21 protein-coding genes and 3 pseudogenes are annotated in these 20902 nt (G+C 68.4%); 20 read left to right on the top strand and 4 right to left on the bottom strand.

Going from position 1 to position 20902, the window contains the following annotated elements; translation table 11 throughout:
- Positions 1 to 98 precede the first annotated feature (98 nt).
- The 3 genes and pseudogenes from FU658_RS07480 to petA form a co-directional block, all read right to left on the bottom strand.
- On the bottom strand, positions 99 to 824 hold the full coding sequence (locus FU658_RS07480; protein ID WP_147891506.1) for a cytochrome c1: 726 nt from the start codon (positions 822 to 824) through the stop codon (positions 99 to 101).
- Entirely contained in the window at positions 817 to 2061 is a 1245-nt protein-coding gene (locus tag FU658_RS07475; RefSeq protein ID WP_147891505.1) for a cytochrome b, read from the bottom strand. The genes FU658_RS07480 and FU658_RS07475 overlap by 8 nt, the downstream gene beginning before the upstream one ends.
- Positions 2061 to 2656: pseudogene (gene petA / locus FU658_RS07470) on the bottom strand (ubiquinol-cytochrome c reductase iron-sulfur subunit). The gene FU658_RS07475 and the pseudogene petA overlap by 1 nt, the downstream one beginning before the upstream one ends.
- Before the next feature lie 192 nt (positions 2657 to 2848).
- On the opposite strand from petA, the pseudogene FU658_RS15195 reads away from it, so the two are divergent.
- A pseudogene (locus FU658_RS15195) lies at positions 2849 to 3525 on the top strand (trypsin-like peptidase domain-containing protein); the annotation flags it as partial.
- Positions 3526 to 3663: 138 nt separating this feature from the next.
- Positions 3664 to 3993 (top strand): S1C family serine protease, encoded by a 330-nt coding sequence (locus FU658_RS15810; RefSeq protein ID WP_343195875.1) that lies wholly within the window; start codon positions 3664 to 3666, stop codon positions 3991 to 3993.
- 34 nt (positions 3994 to 4027) lie between these two features.
- On the opposite strand, the gene FU658_RS07460 is transcribed toward FU658_RS15810, so the two are convergent.
- Positions 4028 to 4924 (bottom strand): lytic transglycosylase domain-containing protein, encoded by an 897-nt coding sequence (locus FU658_RS07460; protein ID WP_147891504.1) that lies wholly within the window; start codon positions 4922 to 4924, stop codon positions 4028 to 4030.
- A gap of 158 nt (positions 4925 to 5082) precedes the next feature.
- Here FU658_RS07460 and miaB point away from each other — a divergent pair, with 158 nt between their 5' ends.
- The 18 genes and pseudogenes from miaB to FU658_RS15180 all read left to right on the top strand — a co-directional run bounded on the left by miaB (position 5083) and on the right by FU658_RS15180 (position 20895).
- Positions 5083 to 6426, top strand: a complete 1344-nt coding sequence (gene miaB, locus FU658_RS07455) for a tRNA (N6-isopentenyl adenosine(37)-C2)-methylthiotransferase MiaB (protein ID WP_147891503.1) — start codon at positions 5083 to 5085, stop codon at positions 6424 to 6426.
- Positions 6423 to 7400, top strand: a complete 978-nt coding sequence (locus FU658_RS07450) for a PhoH family protein (protein WP_147891502.1) — start codon at positions 6423 to 6425, stop codon at positions 7398 to 7400. The genes miaB and FU658_RS07450 overlap by 4 nt, the downstream gene beginning before the upstream one ends.
- A complete protein-coding gene (gene ybeY, locus FU658_RS07445) occupies positions 7397 to 7861 on the top strand; it encodes an rRNA maturation RNase YbeY (protein WP_147891501.1) in 465 nt (154 codons plus the stop codon). The genes FU658_RS07450 and ybeY overlap by 4 nt, the downstream gene beginning before the upstream one ends.
- An 83-nt stretch (positions 7862 to 7944) precedes the next feature.
- Positions 7945 to 8802: a CorC family transporter gene (locus tag FU658_RS07440; protein WP_147891500.1), complete on the top strand. Its 858-nt coding sequence runs from the start codon at positions 7945 to 7947 to the stop codon at positions 8800 to 8802.
- Positions 8795 to 10020 (top strand): annotated as a pseudogene (locus FU658_RS16025) (lipoprotein N-acyltransferase Lnb domain-containing protein). The gene FU658_RS07440 and the pseudogene FU658_RS16025 overlap by 8 nt, the downstream one beginning before the upstream one ends.
- A gap of 32 nt (positions 10021 to 10052) precedes the next feature.
- Positions 10053 to 11048 carry a magnesium/cobalt transporter CorA gene (gene corA, locus FU658_RS07430; protein ID WP_147891499.1) on the top strand — a complete coding sequence of 332 codons (996 nt, stop codon included), beginning with the start codon at positions 10053 to 10055 and terminating at the stop codon, positions 11046 to 11048.
- Between the two features lie 26 nt (positions 11049 to 11074).
- Entirely contained in the window at positions 11075 to 11770 is a 696-nt protein-coding gene (locus FU658_RS07425; protein WP_147891498.1) for a LuxR C-terminal-related transcriptional regulator, read from the top strand.
- A gap of 145 nt (positions 11771 to 11915) precedes the next feature.
- Positions 11916 to 13403, top strand: a complete 1488-nt coding sequence (ccoN, locus tag FU658_RS07420; protein WP_147891497.1) for a cytochrome-c oxidase, cbb3-type subunit I — start codon at positions 11916 to 11918, stop codon at positions 13401 to 13403.
- A 13-nt stretch (positions 13404 to 13416) separates the two neighbouring features.
- The gene (gene ccoO, locus FU658_RS07415; RefSeq protein WP_147891496.1) at positions 13417 to 14031 is read left to right on the top strand and encodes a cytochrome-c oxidase, cbb3-type subunit II; all 615 of its coding nucleotides are present in this window, start codon (positions 13417 to 13419) and stop codon (positions 14029 to 14031) included.
- 7 nt (positions 14032 to 14038) lie between these two features.
- Positions 14039 to 14191, top strand: a complete 153-nt coding sequence (locus FU658_RS07410; protein WP_147891495.1) for a cbb3-type cytochrome oxidase subunit 3 — start codon at positions 14039 to 14041, stop codon at positions 14189 to 14191.
- Between the two features lie 2 nt (positions 14192 to 14193).
- Entirely contained in the window at positions 14194 to 15096 is a 903-nt protein-coding gene (gene ccoP, locus FU658_RS07405) for a cytochrome-c oxidase, cbb3-type subunit III (RefSeq protein ID WP_147891494.1), read from the top strand.
- Complete coding sequence (locus tag FU658_RS07400) at positions 15093 to 15377, top strand: hypothetical protein (RefSeq protein WP_147891493.1); 285 nt, start codon at positions 15093 to 15095, stop codon at positions 15375 to 15377. Before ccoP ends, FU658_RS07400 begins: the two co-directional genes overlap by 4 nt.
- A 61-nt stretch (positions 15378 to 15438) precedes the next feature.
- Complete coding sequence (locus FU658_RS07395) at positions 15439 to 16992, top strand: 4Fe-4S dicluster domain-containing protein (protein WP_147891492.1); 1554 nt, start codon at positions 15439 to 15441, stop codon at positions 16990 to 16992.
- A complete protein-coding gene (locus FU658_RS07390) occupies positions 16989 to 17507 on the top strand; it encodes a FixH family protein (RefSeq protein ID WP_147891491.1) in 519 nt (172 codons plus the stop codon). The genes FU658_RS07395 and FU658_RS07390 overlap by 4 nt, the downstream gene beginning before the upstream one ends.
- A complete protein-coding gene (locus FU658_RS07385; RefSeq protein WP_147891490.1) occupies positions 17507 to 19924 on the top strand; it encodes a heavy metal translocating P-type ATPase in 2418 nt (805 codons plus the stop codon). Before FU658_RS07390 ends, FU658_RS07385 begins: the two co-directional genes overlap by 1 nt.
- Before the next feature lie 5 nt (positions 19925 to 19929).
- Positions 19930 to 20175: a cbb3-type cytochrome oxidase assembly protein CcoS gene (ccoS, locus tag FU658_RS07380; RefSeq protein WP_255505489.1), complete on the top strand. Its 246-nt coding sequence runs from the start codon at positions 19930 to 19932 to the stop codon at positions 20173 to 20175.
- Positions 20165 to 20644 (top strand): sulfite exporter TauE/SafE family protein, encoded by a 480-nt coding sequence (locus tag FU658_RS07375; protein WP_255505474.1) that lies wholly within the window; start codon positions 20165 to 20167, stop codon positions 20642 to 20644. Before ccoS ends, FU658_RS07375 begins: the two co-directional genes overlap by 11 nt.
- Complete coding sequence (locus FU658_RS15180) at positions 20605 to 20895, top strand: urease accessory protein UreH domain-containing protein (RefSeq protein ID WP_255505473.1); 291 nt, start codon at positions 20605 to 20607, stop codon at positions 20893 to 20895. The genes FU658_RS07375 and FU658_RS15180 overlap by 40 nt, the downstream gene beginning before the upstream one ends.
- Positions 20896 to 20902 lie beyond the last annotated feature (7 nt).

Here is a 20902-nt window from a genome sequence, read left to right as displayed (position 1 = left end):
AACCTACCCGAAAACGGCAAAAAAAGCGCCACCTGTTCCGGAAAACGAGACGGCCCGACACTTGCCGGGCCCGTCGAGGTGCCAGCCGTGCCCCTGGGTCAGTGCACGTCGCGCCAGTATTCCTTTTTCAGCAGCCAGGCGATGAAGGTGAAGAAGGCAAGGAACAGCACCACCCACACGCCCATGGCCTGGCGCTTGAGCGCCGCCGGCTCGCCGACGTAGGCCAGGAAGGCGGAGATGTCGCGGACGGCCTGGTCGAACTCGGCCGGGCTCATCGAGCCCGCCTGCACCAGCTCGAAGCGCTCGATCCCGCCGTCCTCGCCGTACACCGGAGCCTGGATGCCCTGCAGCTCCCACAACACGTTCGGCATCGAGGCATTCTCGAGCAGGGTGTTGTTCCAGCCCATCGGGCGGTCCTCGTCGACGTAGAAGGACTTCAGGAACGTGAAGGTCCAGTCCGGGCCGGCCGACTTGGAACGGGCCACCAGGCTGAGGTCCGGCGGTGCCTGGCCGAACCAGGCTTCGCCGTCGCCGGGATCCATCGTCGCCACCATCGTCTCGCCGAACGCGCGGTCGGTGAAGTTCAGGTGCTCCATGACCTGCTCTTCGCTCAGGCCGATATCCTCGGCCATGCGCTGGTAGCGCTGGAACTTCAGCGAATGGCAGCCCGCGCAGTAGTTCATGAACAGCGCGGCGCCGCGCTGCAGCGAGGCCTGGTCGCGCAGGTTCACCTGCGAGTTCTCCGTCGGCGCGTAGCCGGCAGCCATTGCCGTGCCGCTTGCGGCAATGGACAGGAGCAATGTCGAAAGGAAGCGCTTAATCATGCTCTGGGATCCGTTCCGGAACCGGCTTGTACGAGTCGAGACGCGTCCAAAACGGCATCAGTGCGAAGAAGGCGAAGTAGTACATCGTGAACACGCGGGCCAGGATCGTCTGCAGCGCGCTGCCCGACTGCATGCCCAGCCAGCCCAGCCACACGAAGCTGACCACGAAGATCGCCATGAGGACCTTCGTCAGGGGCCCACGATAGCGGATCGAGCGCACCGGGCTCTTGTCCAGCCAGGGCAGGAAGAACAGGATGATGATCGCGCCACCCATGACCAGGAAGCCCAGGAACGCATCCGGGATCGCCCGCAACATCGCGTAGAACGGCGTGAAGTACCACACCGGGACGATGGTCGGCGGCGTCACCTGCGGATTGGCCTCGTTGAAGTTGTCGTACTCCAGGAACATGTGCCCGAAGGTCGGCTCGAAGAAGAGGATGAAGGCCATGATGGTGAGGAAGAAACCCGCACCGAACAGGTCCTTGACCGTGTAGTAGGGATGGAACGGGATGCCGTCCTTCGGCTTGCCGTTCTCGTCCTTCACCTTCTTGATGTCGATGCCTTCGGGGTTGTTCGAGCCCACTTCGTGCAGCGCGCCCAGGTGCAGCACGACCAGCAGCAGCAGCACCAGCGGCAATGCGATGACGTGCAGGGCGAAGAACCGGTTGAGCGTGGCATCCGAGATCAGGTAGTCGCCACGGATGAACTCGACGAGCTCCTGCCCGATGAAGGGCACCGTGCCGAACAGGTTCACGATGACCTGCGCGCCGTGGTAGCTCATCTGGCCCCAGGGCAGCACGTAGCCCAGGAAGGCCTCGGCCATCAGCGTGAGCAGGATCAGCATGCCCAGGATCCACACCAGCTCGCGCGGTTTCTGGTACGAGCCGTAGATCAGCGCGCGGAACATGTGCAGGAACACGACGATGAAGAACGCCGACGCACCGGTGGAGTGCATGTAGCGGATCAGCCAGCCCCACTCGACGTCGCGCATGATGTACTCGACCGACGCGAACGCCTCGGCCGCGGACGGCTTGTAGAACATCGTCAGCCAGATGCCGGTGACGATCTGGTTGACCAGGACCAGGATGGCCAGCGAGCCGAAGTAGTACCAGACGTTGAAGTTCTTCGGCGCGTAGTACTCCGACATGTGCTTGCGGTAGGCGGGCATCAGGCCCGGCGTACGCGCGTTGAACCAGTCGGTGGCGCCGGCGACGGCGCGGGAGATCACGTTGGCCATCAGGCTGCCTCCTCCGGGTCGACGCCCACGACGATGCGGTTGTCATCGGCGAAGTGGTACGGCGGCACGGCCAGGTTGGTCGGGGCCGGGACGCGCCGTACACGCGGCCGGCCATGTCGAAGCGGGAGTTGTGGCACGGGCAGTAGAACCGCCCTTCCAGTCCGCGTCGAACGGCTGCGGCTGCAGCTCGGGACGGAAGGTCGGGATGCAGCCCAGGTGGGTGCAGAACGCGACCAGGACCAGGATTTCCGGGCGGATCGAGCGGTGCTCGTTGCGCGCGTATTCCGGCTGCTGGTCGCTGTTCTCCGAATTGGGATCGCGCAGGCGCGACGCCTCGCCGGCGAGCGCGGCCAGCTGTTCCTCGCTGCGGCGCACCAGCCAGATCGGCTGCCGCGCCACGTCACCGTGACGCGCTCGCGACCGCGAGGCGACTGACGTCGACCTCGACCGGCGCACCGGCAACCTGCGCCCGGGCGCTGGGCTGCCAGGACCTGATGAATGGGACCGCCAGACCCACCGCACCCACGGCGCCGACGACGGCGGTGGTTGCGGTAAGGAGGCGGCGGCGGCCTTGATTCACTTCTTGGGTGGCCATCCGGCTCTCCGCGAGCAACTTGATTGACTGGAATGCGCTGCCAGGCGACCTGGTGGATCGGGACGGTTCCCCCTTCCCGGACCAGGCGTGTGCCTGCAAAGACCGCCAAGTTTACCGGAACCTTGAATCCAGCGACAACGACCAGTGACCGATGGCCCTTTCCCAGTGAAGGCGGCATGCGAGAATGAATGAATGCGCAAGAGCCCTGCCACCCGCTCCACGCTGGCCTTCCTCGCCCAGAGCACCCTGGTCGGGCTGGCGCTGGCGTTCGTCCTCACCGTCTGCGCGCCGGGCCTGGTGGAACGGCTGCGCGGGGTCGATGGCAACGGAGCCGAGCCCCCCGTGGCCTCGCAGGCGCCGGACAGCTACCGCGACGCGGTCCTGCGTGCCGGGCCGGCCGTGGTCAGCATCTACGCCGACAAGATCATTACCGAGCGCTCGCTGCGGCTGGTGCCCGATCCCGTGCTGCAGCGCTATTCGGCGATCGGCTATGGTCCGCCGCGCCAGCGGCTGGAGCGCTCGCTGGGCTCGGGCGTCATCGTCAGCGACGACGGCTACGTGCTGACCAACCACCACGTGATCGCCGGGGCCGAGGACATCCAGATCGTCATGCAGGACGGACGAGTGACCCAGGCCGAGATCGTCGGCTCCGATGCCGACACCGACCTGGCGGTGCTCAAGATCGACGCAGGCGCCTGCCGGCCCTGCGCCTGGACGGCCAACCGCAAAGCGAGGTCGGCGACGTGGTGCTGGCGATCGGCAACCCGTTCGGACTGGGACAGACCGTGACACAGGGCATCGTTTCCGCGCTGGGCCGCAACCAGCTGCAGCTGGCCACCTACGAGGACTTCATCCAGACCGACGCGGCGATCAACCGCGGCAATTCCGGTGGCGCACTGGTCAATGCCCGCGGCGAACTGGTCGGCATCAACACCGCGGCTTTCACCCAGCGCATCCCGGACGCCTCCGGCATCGGCTTCGCGATCCCGGTCAGCACCGCCGCGCTGGTGCTGGAGCACATCATCAAGGAAGGCCGGGTGGTGCGCGGCTGGCTGGGCGCGGAATACCTGGATTCGCCTCGGGCCAGCGAGGGCAACGTGCGCGGCGCCACGCTGGCGCTGGTCTACCCGGGCGGACCGGCCGACGTGGCGGGCCTGCGCCCCGGTGACCACCTGGTCGGGCTGGACGGCGAGCCGGTGATCGACTCGATGGACCTGCGCCGACGCGAGGCCGAGCTCAATCCCGGGCACCTTGTGTCGCTGTCGGTGTTGCGCGCGGGCGTGCCGTTCTCGACCGAGGTCGAACTGGCCCCCCGGCCGGTCCCGGGCGAAGCCTGAGCCGCGGCACGCGGCTCGACGCAGCGCGGCTGCGTCAGTTCAGCGCAAGCTCCGAGCGATAGCGATCGGCCAGGATCGCCACGCGCTCCACGTATCGCTGGGTTTCGTTGTATGGCGGCACGCCGTTGAAGCGGTCCACCGCGCCTTCGCCGGCGTTGTAGGCCGCCGAGGCCAGCGTGACGTTGCCGTTGAACCGGTTGAGCAGCCAGGCCAGGTACCGCACCCCGCCGCCGATGTTCTGCGCCGGCTCGAATGGATCGGTGACACCGAATCGGTCGGCCGTGGCCGGAATCAGTTGCATCAGGCCCTGGGCCCCCTTGTGGGAGACGGCATTGGGGTTGAACGCGGATTCGGCATGGATGACCGCGCGCACCAGCGCCTCGTCCACGCCGTGCTGCAGGGACGCGGCGCGCACCTCCTCGGCAAAGGCGTTGAGGTTCAGGCGCACGGAACCGAAATCGACGCCCGGGCGCGCACGGCAGGCGAAGCAGGCCTCGATGTAGCTGAAGAGCACCTGGGCCCCGGCCTGCCGTCCCGGGCGCACATTGGTGTAGTGGGTGACGCCGTCCTTCTCGTAGCGGTAGACCGCGCCGCGCGTGACCTGCGCATTGGCGGTGCCGCCCAGTACCGGCGCCTCGCTGCCGGCCGCGGTACGGAAGCTGACCTGGCGCTGGGCCGGCGCACTGCCGGCCGTTGAACCCGCCGCGGGTGCGGCACTGGTCGCCGCGCGTGCCGGGGGCGGAACATCCAGCGCCATCGCCCGGCAGTTCTGCCCGGCGACAGGCTCGCTGGTGTAGGCGCGGGCGCCGTCGGCCGCATCACAGCGATAGATCGTGCCGGCCATGGCCGGACCGCCCGTTGCAAACGCCGCGAGCAGGCAGGCCCCGGCAAGGCCCTGCGGTATGTATCGGCGGTGCTTGGCGGTCCCCATGCGGGCAGTTTCCACCGCCCGGAGGCCGTTGCCAAGCCCCCGATGCATTCCCGGGGACCGCCAAGTGACTGAATGAAAAGGCAGGCACGTTTGTAGCGAATGCCCGTGGGGGCCTAAACTAAGCGGTCCGACCCGACACCTACCGAGGCCCCGCCGCCATGGCCGGCAAGCTTTTCGTAAAAACCCACGGTTGCCAGATGAACGAGTACGACTCGGCCAAGATGGCCGACGTGCTGGCGGCCGAACACGGCCTGGAGCTGACCAGCGACGAGGCCGAGGCCGACGTCATCCTGCTCAACACCTGCTCGATCCGCGAGAAGGCGCAGGAAAAGGTGTTCTCGCAGCTGGGCCGCTGGCGTGAGCTCAAGGCCGGCAAGCCGCACCTGGTCATCGGGGTCGGCGGCTGCGTGGCCAGCCAGGAGGGCGACCAGCTGCTCAAGCGCGCGCCCTTCGTGGACATCGTCTTCGGCCCGCAGACGCTGCACCGCCTGCCGGCGATGCTCGACGAGCGCCGCCGCAGTGGCAACGCACAGGTCGACATCAGTTTCCCGGAGATCGAGAAGTTCGACCGCCTGCCCGAGCCACGGGCCGAGGGCCCGACCGCGTTCGTCTCGGTCATGGAGGGCTGCTCGAAGTACTGCAGCTTCTGCGTGGTGCCCTACACCCGCGGCGAGGAAGTCAGCCGGCCGTTCGACGACGTGCTGCTGGAGGTCGCGCAGCTGGCCGAACAGGGGGTGCGCGAGGTGACCCTGCTGGGACAGAACGTCAACGCCTACCGCGACGAGCGCGCGGACGGCGCGGTGATCGACCTGGCCCTGCTGATCCGGGCCATCGCCCAGATCGAGGGCATCGGCCGCATCCGCTACACGACCTCGCACCCGGTGGAGTTCACCGACAGCCTGATCGAGGCCCACCGCGACGTCGACAAGCTGGCCGGCTTCCTGCACCTGCCGGTGCAGTCGGGTTCCGACCGGATCCTCACGGCCATGAAGCGTGGCCACACCACGCTGGAGTTCAAGGCCAAGCTGCGCCGGCTGCGCGAGGCGCGCCCGGGCATCAGCATCAGTTCGGACTTCATCGTCGGTTTCCCGGGCGAGACCCAGGCCGATTTCGACAAGACCATGAAGCTGATCGAGGAGGTCGGGTTCGACCAGAGCTTCAGCTTCGTCTACTCCGCACGGCCCGGCACGCCGGCGGCGAGCCTGCCGGACGACACGCCCGACGAAGTCAAGAAGCAGCGCCTGATGCACCTGCAGTCGGTCATCAACGCGAATGCCCAGCGGATTTCGCGCGCCATGGTCGGCAGCACCGAGTCGGTGCTGGTGGAGGGCCCCAGCCGCAAGGACCCCAACGAACTGACCGGACGCACCGGCAACATGCGTTACGTCAATTTCAAGGGGCATCCGCGCCTGGTGGGGCAGTTCGTCGACGTCGTGATCACCGAAGCACTGAGCAACTCCCTGCGGGGCCGGCTGGCCCTGGCCGATGACGAGGCGGCATGAGCGCGCTGGCCCAACGCGACTTCGTGCTCGAGCCCGACGACGTCGGCCGCCTGGCCAACCTGACCGGGCCACTGGATGAGCACCTGCGCCAGATCGAGCTGCGCCTGGGCGTGGAGATCTCCAACCGTGGCGGCATCTTCCGCGTCATCGGCGACGAGCCGATCGCCCGCGCCACCGAGAAGCTGCTCAAGCAGCTGTGGGAAGAAACCACGCGCGAGGTGCTCACGCCGCAGGCGATCAACCTGCGCCTGAGCGAGTCGCAGGTGGCCGAGCATGCCGAGGCCGCCGCCGAGCAGGCCCAGGAAGTGGTCATCAAGGTCAAACGCGGCAGCGTGCGCGGGCGCGGGCCGAACCAGGTGCGCTACCTGCATGCGATCGCGACCCACGACATCAACTTCGGCATCGGCCCGGCGGGCACCGGCAAGACCTTCCTGGCCGTGGCCAGCGCGGTCGAGGCGCTCAACGAGTCGCGCGTGCAGCGGCTGGTGCTGGTGCGCCCGGCGGTGGAGGCCGGCGAGAAGCTCGGCTTCCTGCCGGGCGACCTCAGCCAGAAGGTCGACCCCTACCTGCGCCCGCTCTACGACGCGCTCTACGAAATGCTCGGCGTGGACAACGTGCTCAAGCTCATCGAGCGCAACGTCATCGAGATCGCGCCGCTGGCCTACATGCGCGGGCGCACGCTCAACGACGCCTGGGTGATCCTGGACGAAGCCCAGAACACCACGATCGAGCAGATGAAGATGTTCCTGACCCGCATCGGCTTTGGCTCCACGGCGGTGATCACCGGCGACCTCACCCAGACCGACCTGCCCAAGCACCAGTCCTCGGGCCTGCGCGACGCGGTCGAGGTGCTGCGCGGCGTGGACGGCATCAGCTTCACCTTCTTCACCGCCCGCGACGTCGTACGCCACCCTCTGGTGCAACGCATCGTGCAGGCCTACGATCGCAGGGACGAGAACAAGGACACGCCATGAAGGCCCGACCCGTCGAGCTGGAGCTGGGGGTGAGCTACGGACTGCCGCGCAAGGGCCTGCCTTCGCCGCAGAGCTTCCGCGGCTGGGTCTCCGCCGTCCTGCTGGGCCGCATCCGCCGCGCCGACCTGGCGATACGCATCGTCGACGCGCGCGAAGGCCGCTCGCTCAACCGGCACTACCGCGGCAAGGACTACGCCACCAACGTGCTGAGCTTCCCCGCCGAACTGCCCGAGGGCGTGAACCTGCCGGTCCTGGGTGACATCGTGCTGTGCGCGCCGGTCGTGGCGAAGGAAGCGGCCGAACAGGGCAAGACGCTCAAGGCCCACTACGCCCACCTGACCATCCACGGCGTGCTGCACCTGCTGGGCATGGACCACGACGACCCGCGCGAGGCCGATGCCATGGAGCAGCTCGAGCGCGAGGTGCTGGCCGGGCTCGAGATCGACGACCCCTACGCCTGAGCGCCGCGGACGGGCTTGGCGGCAAGCCGGCAGGCATTCGCGCTAAACTTCCGCCTCCGCCCTACGGCGCCTGCCCCCAAGAGATGTCCGAGGAACCTGGAAGTACCACCGCGCCGGAAAAGCGCTCCTGGCTTGATCGCATCAGCCAGGTCTTCTCCGGTGAGCCGCGCAACCGCGAAGACCTGCTGGAAGGCCTGCGCGAGGCCCAGGCCCGCGGCCTGCTGTCGATCGACACGTTGGCGATGATCGAGGGCGCGATCGCTGTTTCCGAGCAGCAGGTCGGCGACGTGATGATTCCGCGTGCGCAGATGGTCGCGCTGTCGATCGACCTGGGCATGGACGAAGTGCTCGCGATCGTCATCGACAGCGGCCACTCCCGGTTCCCGGTGTACGGCGAGGAGCGCGACGAGATCCTCGGCATCCTGCTGGCGAAGGACCTGCTGAAGTCGTTCGCCGAGGACGCCCCTCCGCAGACGCTTGCGGAGTTCATCCGCCCCGCCGTCATGATCCCCGAGTCCAAGCGGCTCAACGTGCTGCTCAAGGAATTCAGGCTTTCGCGCAACCACATGGCGATCGTCGTCGACGAGTACGGCGGCGTGGCTGGCCTGGTGACGATCGAGGACGTCCTGGAGCAGATCGTCGGCGAGATCGACGACGAGCACGACGAGGACGAGGACGATGGCCAGACGCAGATCGCTGCGCAGGCCGACGGCCGCTACGTGGTCGATGCACTCACTCCGATCGAGGATTTCAACGAGCGCTTCGGCGCCGACTTCCCCGACGACGAGTACGACACGATCGGCGGGCTGGTGATCACCGCGATCGGCCACCTGCCCCAGCCGGGCGAAGAGCTGGCGCTGGGGCGCTTCAGCTTCCGCGTTGCCAGCGTCGACGATCGCCGGGTCGAGTCGTTCATGGTGTCGCTCAATCCAGATGTGTAGCGTCCAGCGCGCCCGCCGGTGGCGCACCACCGCACGTGTCCTGGTTGCCGGCGTGTTGTGGCTGGCGCTGTGTGCCACGGCCATGGCGGCCCCGCGCATCGGCGTGGTGACGATGGAGCCGGGCCAGCCGTACTGGGCGCGCTTCGGCCACAACGCGATCGTCGTGGATGCTGGCGACGGCCGCGAACCCATGCTCTACAACTACGGCTTCTTCGACTTCGACGAGCCGGGCTTCCTGCTCAACTTCCTCAGGGGCCGCATGTACTACCGGCTCGTGGCCCTGCCGATGTCGCAGGACCTGGCCTATTACCGCGAGGAAGGCCGCGGCGTCACCCTGCAGTGGCTGGACATGGAACCCGGTGCCGCCGAAGGCCTGGCACGATTCCTTGCCTGGAACGCACGGCCCGAGAACGCCGTCTACGAGTACGACTACTTCACCGACAACTGCTCGACCCGGGTGCGTGATGCGCTGGACACGGCGCTCGACGTGCCTTGGCCCGGCAACTCTCGGGTCGATCCCAGGGGCTGACCTACCGCATGGAGTCGCTGCGCCTGGGCGGCGGGCTGCCCTGGATGGGCCTGGGCATGCACCTGGGCCTGTCGGACTATGCCGACCGGCCGCTGTCGCGCTGGGACGAGGCCTTCGTGCCGATGCGGCTGCGCGACAGCCTGCGCGAGGTGCGCACCGCTGCCGGAACGCCCCTGGTCGTGGCGGAGGAGGCGTTGCTGCCGCACCGTATCGACGCGCCGCCGGTCGAGCCACCCCGCTGGTGGCCGCGCTTCGCGTTCGCGGGACTCGTATTGGCGATCGGCGCGCTGGCGCTTGCACGGCAGCGCCCGCGGATGCTGGCCGGCCTGGCCTTCGCTTTCTGGACCGCGTGTGGACTGGCCGGGCTGGGCCTGGCCGCGCTGTGGGGCCTGACCGAACACCGATCGGCCTGGGGCAACGAGAACCTGCTGCTGGTCAGCCCGCTATGCCTGCTGCTGTTGCCGGGTGCGCTGGCTCACGCCCGGGGCCGCCGCCCGGGCCGGTTGTTCCTGCGGGTGCTGCAGCTGGTGGCAGCGTTGGCGGGGCTCGCGGTCTTCGTGAGCTTCCTGCCGTTCCGGTTACAGGACAACCTCGACTGGATCGTGCTTTTGTTGCCGCTCCACCTGGCATTGTTGAAGGTCTACACAGCCAACGGACCCGCCGCGCCGGCACAGCCCCCCCAGGTTTAGGAATCAACAGGGCTGGAGGCTATGATCCGGCCATGACCTCACCTGCCCCGCTCCCCGCCGGCATGGCATCGTGCCGCGCCTACGACGCCAGCGGCACTGGCCGCGACCTCGCCCCCGAAGAAGTGCCGGCGGTCCTGGAGGACGACGACGGCGGCTTCGTCTGGATGGGGCTTTACGAGCCCGACCAGGCCCTGATGTCCAAGGTCCAGGCCTGGTTCGGACTGCACCCGCTGGCCGTCGAGGACGCCCACAAGGCGCACCAGCGCCCCAAGCTGGAGGCCTACGGCGAGTCGCTGTTCATCGCCACGCACACCGCCCAGGAACGCGACAAGGGCATCGTGTTCGGCGAAACCCACATCTTCCTCGGCAAGCGCTACCTGCTCACCGTCCGCCACGACGAGTCGACTTCCTATGCTCCTGTCCGCACCCACGCCGAAAAGCATCCTGAGCTACTTCGGTTGGGGCCCAGTTACGGCCTCTATTCCGTTCTCGACTTCATCGTCGACAACCTGCTGCCACTGATCGACCAGTATCAGGGCGAGCTCAATGCGCTCGAGGACGCGGTGTTCGACGAGACCTACAGCCGGGACACGATCAAGCGCCTTTACCGGTTGAAGCGACAGCTGACCAGGATGCGACTGGCCGTAGCACCGTTGCAGGACATACTCGGACAGCTTGTAAACCTGCACCCGGACCTTGTCCGACGCGAGATGCGGCTTCACTTCCGCGACGTGCTCGACCACGCCGTGCGCATCAACGAAGCGATCGACACGCTGCGAGAGATGGTCACCGCCGCCATGAGCACCAATCTGGCCTTGGTCAACGTGCGCCAGAACGAGATCGTCAAGCGCCTGGCCGGCTGGGCGGCGCTGATCGCCGTGCCGACCCTGGTCGCCAGCTGGTATGGAATGAACTTCGAACACATGCCCGAGTTGGCCGGCCGGTTCAGCTACCATGCGGTGGTGGTGGTCACGGCCGCCCTGGCCGGTGGCGTGTTCGTGCTGCTTCGCCGGGCCCGCTGGCTCTAGCCCCGTAGATCGCACGGAGTGGCCTGGTGGATCGGGAACAAAGCCAAGACAAGCCGGAGCGGATCCGGGTCGTCCTCATCGACCCCCACCGGATCGCGACCTGGGGCGTGCGCCAGCTGATCCAGGCGCGGGCACCGTCCATGGAGGTGACCGGTTCGTGCCACGACGCCGACGATGCCCTGTCGCTCGTCGAGGCGCTGGCCCCCGACGTCATCGTGCTCCATGCCAGGCTTTGCGGGCCGGGCGGGGGCCTGATCCGGGACCTGGTTTCGGCGCGCGCCGTGCACGTGCTGCTGCTGGCCGATGATGAAACCGATCCGGTCATCGATGCCGCCATCCTGGCGGGCGCCCGCGGCGTGGTCAGCACCAGCGAACCTGTCGACACGCTGTTGCGCGCCATCGAGAAGATCAACGCCGGGGAGTTGTGGCTCGACCGCGGCAACACGGCGCGCCTGTTCGACAAGCTCGCGCGGACGGCCTCGGCACCCGAGGCGCCGGAGGTCCGGCTGATCCAGCAGTTGACCCGCCGCGAACGCGAGATCGTCGAGGCGCTCGGGCAAACGGGCGGCGTGCGCAACCGCGAACTGGCCGCACGCCTGGGCATGAGCGAGCATACGCTGCGCAACCACCTCACCTCGGTCTACGACAAGCTCGACGTCGACGGCCGCATGCAGCTCTATGCGTTCGCCAGGAAGTACCGCGACCTGTTCGAGCTCGGCTAGACCGGCCGCCCGCCGGCCCAGCCGCCCCGGTTGCACGCCGGGCACGCGCCCCGCCATCCGGATCCAGTCGCCAACTTGACCTGCGTCAAGCGACCGGGGCGTCCGGCCTTGGACAATCCCCGGCAACAGCCACCGGGGACCCGGAATGAACCTCGCCACGCAGCCTGCCCCCGCGGCGGCCCCATCGGGCCGCGCGCGGACACCCAACGAGACGTACAACGACACGGTCGTCCGCCACTTCGCCGTCGCCACCCTGGTCTGGGGCATCGTCGGCATGCTGGTGGGCGTGATCATCGCCGCCCAGCTGTACTGGCCGTCGCTGAACTTCGACATTCCCTGGCTGAGCTACGGTCGGCTGCGCCCGCTGCACACCAATGCGGTGATCTTCGCCTTTGGCGGCTCCGCGCTGATGGCCACCAGCCTGCACGTGGTCCAGCGCACCTGCCACGTCCGGCTGATCTCCGACAAGCTGGCCAGCTTCGTGTTCTGGGGCTGGCAACTGATCATCGTCGCCGCCGCGATCACGCTGCCGCTGGGCTTCACCCAGGGCAAGGAGTACGCGGAGCTGGAGTGGCCGATCGACATCGCCATCGCGGTGGTGTGGGTGTCCTACGCGGTGCTGTTCTTCGGCACGATCGCCAAGCGCCGCATCCCGCACATATACGTGGCGAACTGGTTCTTCGCCGCCTTCATCATCGCCGTCGCGCTGCTGCACATCGTCAACAACCTGGCGCTGCCGGCGGATGGCTGGAAGTCCTACCAGATCTACACCGGCGCGGTGGATGCGATGGTGCAGTGGTGGTACGGGCACAACGCGGTCGGCTTTTTCCTGACCGCCGGCTTCCTCGGGATCATGTACTACTACGTGCCCAAGCAGGTCGGCCGCCCGATCTACTCCTACCGCCTGTCGATCGTGCACTTCTGGGCGCTGATCGCGATCTACATGTGGGCCGGTCCGCACCACCTGCAGTACACCGCGCTGCCCGACTGGGCGCAGAACCTCGGCATGGTGTTCAGCCTGATCCTGCTGGCGCCGAGCTGGGGCGGCGCGATCAACGGCGTCATGACGCTGTCTGGCGCCTGGCACAAGCTGCGCACCGACCCGATCATCAAGTTCCTCATCGTGGCGATCTCCTTCTACATGATCGCCACCTTCGAGGGCCCGATGATGTCGATCAAGACCGTCAACGCGCTCAGCCACTACACCGACTGGACGGTGGGCCACGTGCACGCAGGTGCACTGGGCTGGGTGGCGATGATCACGATCGGCGCGATGTACATGGTCTATCCGATGACGCTGGGCCTGAAGTCGATGTACTCGATCAAGCTCATCGACCTGCACTTCTGGATGCACACGATCGGCACGCTGTTCTACATCGCCTCGATGTGGATCGCCGGCGTCATGCAGGGCCTGATGTGGCGCGCCGCGAACGAAGACGGAACGCTGACCTACACCTTCGTGGAGTCGCTGGCACGCACCTATCCCTACTACCTGGTGCGCCTGCTGGGTGGGGTCATCGTGCTGGCCGGCATGCTGGTGATGGCATGGAACGTCTACAAGACCTTCCAGATGGCCCGCGACGCCGAAGAAAGCCCGGTGCTCGACCCCGCCGACCACGTCAGCCACGCCTGAGGAGCCCGAGGACATGGCAAACAGTCACGAGAAAGTTGAAAGGAACGTCGGCCTGATGGCGGTGTTGATCGCGGTGGTGATCAGCTTCGGCGGCCTCGCCGAGATCGTCCCGCTGATGTACCAGGCCGAGGCGGTGGAGCCGCTTCCGGGCGTGGAGCCCTACCCGGCGCTGGAGCTGGCAGGGCGCGACGTGTACGTGCGCGAGGGCTGCTACAACTGCCATTCGCAGATGGTGCGCACGCTGCGCTTCGAGTCCGAGCGCTACGGCCACTATTCGATGGCCGGGGAGTCGGTGTACGACCGGCCCTTCCAGTGGGGCTCCAAGCGCACCGGCCCGGACCTGGCCCGGGTGGGCGGCCGCTACTCCGACGAGTGGCACCGCGTGCACCTGATCAATCCGCGCGACGTGGTGCCGGAATCGAACATGCCCGGCTACCCCTGGCTCGAGGAGCGCGAGCTCGACGGCCGCAGCGTACAGCGGCGCATCCGCGCATTGCAGCGCCTGGGCGACCCCTACACCGACGAGCAGGTCGAGGCGGTTCCCGCCGATGTCGAGGGCCGCACCGAGATGGAAGCGGTGATCGCCTACCTGCAGGGCCTGGGGCGCCATGCGCCCCGGGCACAGTGAGGCAGCCATGGACGTCGGAATCATCAACGGCATCATCACCGCGGTCCTGCTGGTCGCCTTCATCGGCGGCTCGATCTGGGCCTTCAGCGCCAAGCGCAAGAAAGACTTCGACGCGGCCTCGCGCCTGCCGCTCGAAGACGACAACCCCGACAAGGATTGACCATGAGCGGCTTCTGGTCCTGGTTCATCATCACCCTCGTTGTCCTCAACATCGCCGGCTGCGCCTGGCTGCTGTGGTGGACGGCCAAGCGCCGGCCCGGCGACCCGGCGCCGGAGCAGACCAGCCACTACTGGGACGGGGACATCACCGAATACAACAAGCCCCTGCCGAAGTGGTGGATCAACCTGTTCTGGCTGACGATCATCTTCGCCATCGGATACCTGGCCTGGTATCCGGGCCTGGGCAACTTCGCCGGCTACGGCGGATGGACCTCGGCGGGCCAGCACGACGCCGACGTGGCGGCGGCCGAGGCGCGGATGGCACCGGTGTTCGCGCGTTTCCAGGGCCGCTCGATCGACGACCTCGCCAACGAGCCCGACGCGGTGGCACTGGGGCGTTCGGTGTTCGGCAACTTCTGTGCCACCTGCCACGGTTCCGACGCACGCGGCGCGCGTGGTTTCCCCAACCTGGCCGACGGTTCCTGGAACTGGGGCGGCACGCCCGACCAGATCCTCACCAGCATCCTCGACGGCCGTGAAGGCGTGATGGCGCCAATGGGGGCGGTACTGGGGTCGGAACAGGCGATCACCGAGGCCGTCGTGTACACCCAGAGCCTGTCGGGTCGTCGGGTCGATCCCCAGCTCGCCGCCGCCGGCCGTTCCCGCTTCATGGTCTGCGCCGCCTGCCATGGCGTGGACGGCACCGGCAATCCGGCCCTGGGCGCGCCCGACCTCACCGACGGCGTGTGGACCTACGGCGGCGACTTCGACAGCATCCGCCACAGCATCGTCCACGGGCGCCATGGGCAGATGCCGGCGCACGGGCCGATCATCGGCGAGACCCGGGCCCGCCTGGTGGGCGCCTACCTGTGGTCGCTGGGCCAGGACACGCCGGCACGCGAATGAACACGCCTTTCGACCATCCGCCCCGGCCGCTGGCACAGCGGCTCGGGGCGATCCTGTGGCCCAGCTTCTTCGCCGCCGGCGTGGCGACGATGGTGTTCTTCGCCTTCGTCGATCCGGTGCAGCTGGCGCAGATGACCTGGCCGGACTTCGAGATAGGGCGCGGCGTCGGCTACTCGATCGGCTTCTTCATGTTCTGGGCCTGCACCGCCAGCGCCTGCACCTTCACCTGGATCCTGCTGCGCCCCTCCAGCCGCTTCAATCGTCCGCTGCCGCGCGACTGACGCGCCCGCGATGCCGCCCGGCAGCGTGTCGGGCCCTCCCCCCGGCAACCCGCGAGACACGATGAGCAAGACCATTCCCTCCACGCTGGAACACGCAGGCCACGAGAGTTTCTACGTCTCGGAAGGCAAGGTGTACCCACGTGACATCCAGGGCCGATTCCAGCGCCTGCGCACGATCGCGGCCTGGCTGCTGCTGGGCTGGTTCTACGCCGCACCGTGGTTCACCTGGGATGGCCGCCAGGCCGTGCTGCTGGACCTGCCGGCGCGCAAGTTCCATATCTTCGGCCTGACCTTCTGGCCACAGGACTTCTTCTTCCTGGCCGTGCTGCTGATCATGGCCGGGCTGACCCTGTTCTTCTTCACCGCGCTGGCCGGGCGCCTGTGGTGCGGCTACGCCTGCCCGCAGACGGTGTGGACCGAGATCTTCCTGTGGGTGGAGAAGAAGACCGAGGGCGACCGCCACAAGCGGATGAAGCTCGACGCGGGTCCGTGGAACCGCGAGAAGGTGCTGCGCAAGGGCTCCAAGCACGCCGCCTGGCTGCTGCTGGCGCTGTGGACCGGGTTCACCTTCGTCGGCCTGTTCACTCCAATCCGCGACCTGGGCGTGCGCCTGGTGCCCTTCCAATGGGGAGGCTGGGAGATCTTCTGGGTGCTGTTCTACAGCCTGGCCACCTGGGGCAACGCCGGCGTGCTGCGCGAGCAGGTGTGCAAGTACATGTGCCCCTACGCACGCTTCCAGAGCGCGATGTTCGACCGCAATACGCTGATCATCGCCTATGACCCGATGCGCGGCGAACCGCGTGGCTCGCGCAAGCGCGGATTGGGCAGCGTGCTCGAACGCGCCCGCGGCCTGCTCGGCGTGAAGCAGGCCGAAGCCGCGGTGGTGGCGGCGGCACGGCAGCGCTCCGCGGCCGATGCACGGGTGGCAGCGCGGGTGAGCACCGACCTGCTGAAGCTGGACGCCGGCGAGGCGCCCCGGGTCGAAAAGCCCGAGGACCTCGGCGACTGCATCGACTGCACGCTGTGCGTGCAGGTCTGCCCGACCGGCATCGACATCCGCAATGGCCTGCAATACGAGTGCATCGCCTGCGCCGCCTGCATCGACGCCTGCGACGAGGTGATGGACAAGATCGGCTACCCGCGGGGGCTGATCCGTCATACCACGCAGACCTCGATGGAGGGCAAGCCACAGCGGATCCTGCGCCCACGCATCCTCATCTACGGCCTCCTCCTGGGCGGGATCTTCGCCACCTGGACCTGGTCGGTCATCAACCGCGCGCCACTCGAGTTCGACGTGATGCGCGACCGCAATGCCCTCTACCGCGAAATGGCCGATGGCGGCGTGGAAAACGTGTACACCTTGCGTTTGGTCAACAAGCAGCCGCGACCCCACACGTACAGTGTGGACATCGCGCCCACGGCCGGCATCAGCCTTCCCGGCGCCCCGGTCAGGGTGGAGACCGCGGCCGAGGAGGTGGTCACGGTCGTGGTGACGCTGCGTTCGGAGCCCGGCGAAGCCAGTGGCCGCCACGACGTCGTGTTCACCGTGCAGAGCCTTGACGAACCCGCCATCCGCACCCGCCACGAAAGCCGCTTCTTTGGACCCATGCCATGAACCACGACACCTCGAATGCGCCGCGCCCCTGGTACCGCGAGCCGATGATGGCGCTGGTGCTCGGCCTGCCGCTGATGTCGGTGGTCGCAGGCTTCAGCCTGCTGGGAATCGCCATCCATGCCGGCGGCGCCGACGCGATTCCGCAGGAGGTTCGGCGCACCGGAAAGGCACAGGTGGGGGACATCGCGGCCGATGCCCACGCGCAGGCGCTGGGACTGCGCGCACAGCTGCGCGTGGACCGCGGCACGGGCGCGGTGGTGCTGGATTTCGTGGAGGGTGACGCGCCCGGCGATGCCCGGCTGGAATTGCGCCTGGTCCATCCGACGGCGGCTGCCGGCGACATCGAGGTGCCCCTGGTCCGCCACAACGCAGGCTACATCGGCCGCATGGAGGCTACGCGCCGGCACGACTGGAAAGTGGTGCTGTCCCCGGCCGACGGGCAATGGCGGTTGATCGCGCGCCTGGCCGCGGATGCCGATGGCGTGCGCCTGCACCCGGCGCTGACCGACAGCTGATGGCGCACACGGCCTGCTTCCACTGCGGCGAGGCACTGCCGGGCGGGCACCCAGTCGAGTCCCTGGACGGCACCCCGCGCGCCTTCTGCTGCCACGGCTGCGCCGGTGCGGCCCGCTGGATCCGCGACGCGGGCCTGGGCGACTACTACCGCATCCGTGATGTCGAGGGCCTGCGGGTGGGCGAGGAGCGCGCCGACTACAGCGCCTGGGACCGGGCCGACGTGCTGGCAGGCCACAGCCGCGAGACCGCCACCGGTCGCGAGATCACCGTCCTCGTCGAGGGCATGCGCTGCGCCGCCTGCGCCTGGCTGATCGACCGTGCGCTGCGCAGGCTGCCCGGCATCGACGATGTGCGGGCCAACGCCGTGACCGGCCGCGTGGTGATCGCATGGAACCCCGACCGCATGCCGATCTCTCAGGCGCTGGAGGCGCTGGCGTCGATTGGCTATCGGCCGCATCTGGCACCCGGCGAGGCGCTGGAACGCGAGCGCCGGCGCGAGAACCGGACGATGCTCATCCGCCTGGGCGTCGCTGGCCTGGGCATGCTGCAGGCGATGATGTTCGCCGAGGCGCTGTACCTGGACTTCGACAACCAGATGCCGGTCGCCACGCGCGATTTCTTCCGCTGGATCGCGTTTCTCCTGGCAACCCCGGTCGTGTTCTACAGCGGCTGGCCCTTCATCTCGGGCATGCTGCGCGAGGTGCGCTTCGGTCGCCTCGGCATGGATACGCTGGTGGCGTCCTCGGTGCTGCTGGCCTACGGCGCCAGCCTGGTGGAGACACTGCGCGGGGGCCCCCACGTATGGATCGATGCGGCGGTGATGTTCGTCTTCCTGCTGCTGGCCGCGCGCGCGCTGGAAGCCTTCGCCCGGCACCGCGCCAACGCCGCGGTCGACACGCTGTCGCGTGCACGTCCGGCACTCGCCTGGCGACTCGACGGGGCAGGCCGCAGCGAACAGGTGCCACTGGCGTCGCTGGCCGTCGGCGACATCGTAAGAGTGCCCGGTGGCGAAACCGTTCCCGCCGACGGCGTACTGCTCGATGACGGAGAGTTCGACGAAGCACTGCTGACCGGCGAGTCGCACCCGGTGCCGCGACGCGTGGGCGAACCGGTACTGGCCGGCAGCAGTTGTCGGGGGGCTGCCACGCGGCTGCGCGTGGAGCGCACCGGACAGGACACGCGCCTGTCGCATCTCGTGCGGCTGGTCGAGGAAGCGCAGAACCAGCGCCCGCGCGTGGCCCAGGTGGCCGAGGCGTTCGCGAGCCGCTTCGTCGTCTCGTTGTTCGTCATCGCCGCGCTGGTGTTCGCCACCTGGTGGCATATCGCACCGGAGCGGGCCTTCGAGGTGATGCTGGCGGTGCTGGTGATCAGCTGCCCCTGCGCGCTGTCGCTCGCCATCCCGACCGCGCTTGGCACCAGCCACGGTGCGCTGGCGCGACTGGGCGTGCTGTCGCTGCGACCCGATGCACTCGACACGCTGGCGCGGGCCGACGCCCTGCTCATCGACAAGACCGGCACGTTGACCGACGGCAGCCCAAGCCTGGTCGACCTGGAGTTGTTCGGCACCCTCGACCGCGCCCAGGTGCTGGCCAGTGTCGCCGCGCTGGAGCGCGAATCCGGGCATCCCCTGGCGGCCGCCTTCCGGGACGTGGACGTGGCGTCCGCGCGTCGGGTGGTGATCCATGCGGGTCGTGGCGTGGAAGGAGAAGTCGCGGGCCGGCGCATGCGCGTGGGTCGCGCCGATTTCGCCGCCGGCCGCCACGACGACGGCGCGGTCTGGCTTGGCGATGGCTTCACCGCTCACGCCAGGCTGGGTTTCGCCGACCGGCCACGCGCCGATGCCGCCGCGGCGGTGACGCGCCTGGATGCGCTGGGTCTGCCGCCCGAGATGTTGACCGGCGACAGTGGCGTGGCCGCCAGCCTGGTGGCCGGCGCCACCGGTATCGGCACCTGGCGGGCGCGGCAGTCGCCCGAGGACAAACTGGCGCGCGTCCGGCAGCTGCAGTCGCAAGGTCGCGTCGTCGCGATGATCGGCGACGGCATCAACGACGCACCGGTACTGGCGGGTGCCGATGTCTCCATCGCGATGGCCGGCGGCGCGGCCCTGGCCCACCGCAGCGCCGACCTGGTGCTGGCCGGAAGTGCGCTGGAACGCCTCCCGGACGCGATCGAGCTGGCCCGGCGCACGCGCCGCATCATCCGCCAGAACCTCGCCTGGGCGGGCGCCTACAACGTCATCGCCCTGCCCTTCGCCGCGGCGGGCCTGGTGACGCCCTGGATCGCCGCGCTGGGCATGGCCGGGTCCTCGCTGCTGGTGACGTTCAATGCCCTGCGCCTGGCACGTGCGCGTCCTGCGCGTAGGATACGGGCCATGCCCGAAGCAAGCCCCCGCCCCCTGCAGCCGCGTGCCACGTGAGCAGCATGGTCTTCCTCGTGCCGATCAGCCTCGCGCTGTTGGGCCTGGCAGTCTGGGCGTTCGTATGGGCAGTGCGTCGTGGCCAGTTCGACGACCTGGAGACTCCGGCGGTGCAGATCCTGGTGGACGAGCCGAGCCCCCGAACGAGCGACGTCGAGCAGGACACCAGCGTCGCGGCGGATGCCGACGAAGCGGCGGGTGCGCGACCCGCCCACGACGACGACGGGCAACACGCACCCCGTGCCGATTGACTGGCTGACGATCAGCGCAGCGCTGCTGGCGGGGCTCATGGGCGGCCTGCATTGCGCCGCGATGTGTGGCGGCATCGCCACCGGCATCGCGATGGGCTCCGGCGGCCAGGCACCACTCGCCACCGCGGTCCAGGTCAACCTGGCACGGGTGGGGGGTTACATCGTGGCCGGCGTGATCGTCGGCGGCTTCGGCGCCGGGCTGCTGACCCTGGCGCGCGCCGAGGGCCTGGTGCTGGGGGCGCGCATGGCGGTGGGCCTGGTGTTGATCGTCGTCGCGCTGCGCCTGCTCGACCGCCACGGAAAGCTGGCCTTTTTGTCGCGGCCTGGCGCCGGGTTGTGGCGCCTGCTCGCCCCGCTGCAGCGGCGGCTGTTGCCGGCGAACACGCTGCCGCGACGGCTGGCCGTGGGCATGATGTGGGGATGGATGCCGTGCGGACTCAGCGCCACCTTGCTGGTGGCGCGTGGCTGAGCGTGGATGCGCTCAACGGCGGACTGATCATGGCCGCCTTCGGCCTGGGCACCTTGCCGGTGATGCTGCCGCTGACCTGGAGCGGTACCCGGCTTGCGGGCTGGCTGGCGCGCCCAGGCGCAAGGATGGCCGCCGCAGGCGTGATTTTCGCTGCCGGGATGCTGACGCTGGCAGCCCCCTGGCTGGCCAGGATACCGGCGGTGCACGCACTGCTGGAGGCCTTGGGCTGCCGCACCCTGCCGGGAGCGTGACGCCCAC

Source organism: Alkalisalibacterium limincola (assembly GCF_008017755.1).
Taxonomy (GTDB): domain Bacteria; phylum Pseudomonadota; class Gammaproteobacteria; order Xanthomonadales; family Xanthomonadaceae; genus Alkalisalibacterium; species Alkalisalibacterium limincola.
This window is presented reverse-complemented; position numbering and strand designations above follow the sequence as displayed.

What these genes read in the sequence shown, in the direction of transcription:
- FU658_RS07400 (WP_147891493.1), top strand. Translation starts at nt 15,093, where the DNA reads ATGAACACGCCTTTCGACCATCCGCCCCGGCCGCTGGCACAGCGGCTC.
- corA (WP_147891499.1), top strand. Translation starts at nt 10,053, where the DNA reads ATGACCTCACCTGCCCCGCTCCCCGCCGGCATGGCATCGTGCCGCGCC.
- FU658_RS07460 (WP_147891504.1), bottom strand. Translation starts at nt 4,924, where the DNA reads ATGGGGACCGCCAAGCACCGCCGATACATACCGCAGGGCCTTGCCGGG.
- ccoN (WP_147891497.1), top strand. Translation starts at nt 11,916, where the DNA reads ATGAACCTCGCCACGCAGCCTGCCCCCGCGGCGGCCCCATCGGGCCGC.
- FU658_RS07450 (WP_147891502.1), top strand. Translation starts at nt 6,423, where the DNA reads ATGAGCGCGCTGGCCCAACGCGACTTCGTGCTCGAGCCCGACGACGTC.
- FU658_RS07385 (WP_147891490.1), top strand. Translation starts at nt 17,507, where the DNA reads ATGGCGCACACGGCCTGCTTCCACTGCGGCGAGGCACTGCCGGGCGGG.
- FU658_RS07475 (WP_147891505.1), bottom strand. Translation starts at nt 2,061, where the DNA reads ATGGCCAACGTGATCTCCCGCGCCGTCGCCGGCGCCACCGACTGGTTC.
- FU658_RS07410 (WP_147891495.1), top strand. Translation starts at nt 14,039, where the DNA reads ATGGACGTCGGAATCATCAACGGCATCATCACCGCGGTCCTGCTGGTC.
- ccoP (WP_147891494.1), top strand. Translation starts at nt 14,194, where the DNA reads ATGAGCGGCTTCTGGTCCTGGTTCATCATCACCCTCGTTGTCCTCAAC.
- FU658_RS07395 (WP_147891492.1), top strand. Translation starts at nt 15,439, where the DNA reads ATGAGCAAGACCATTCCCTCCACGCTGGAACACGCAGGCCACGAGAGT.
- FU658_RS07390 (WP_147891491.1), top strand. Translation starts at nt 16,989, where the DNA reads ATGAACCACGACACCTCGAATGCGCCGCGCCCCTGGTACCGCGAGCCG.
- miaB (WP_147891503.1), top strand. Translation starts at nt 5,083, where the DNA reads ATGGCCGGCAAGCTTTTCGTAAAAACCCACGGTTGCCAGATGAACGAG.
- ccoO (WP_147891496.1), top strand. Translation starts at nt 13,417, where the DNA reads ATGGCAAACAGTCACGAGAAAGTTGAAAGGAACGTCGGCCTGATGGCG.
- ccoS (WP_255505489.1), top strand. Translation starts at nt 19,930, where the DNA reads ATGGTCTTCCTCGTGCCGATCAGCCTCGCGCTGTTGGGCCTGGCAGTC.
- FU658_RS07480 (WP_147891506.1), bottom strand. Translation starts at nt 824, where the DNA reads ATGATTAAGCGCTTCCTTTCGACATTGCTCCTGTCCATTGCCGCAAGC.
- ybeY (WP_147891501.1), top strand. Translation starts at nt 7,397, where the DNA reads ATGAAGGCCCGACCCGTCGAGCTGGAGCTGGGGGTGAGCTACGGACTG.
- FU658_RS07440 (WP_147891500.1), top strand. Translation starts at nt 7,945, where the DNA reads ATGTCCGAGGAACCTGGAAGTACCACCGCGCCGGAAAAGCGCTCCTGG.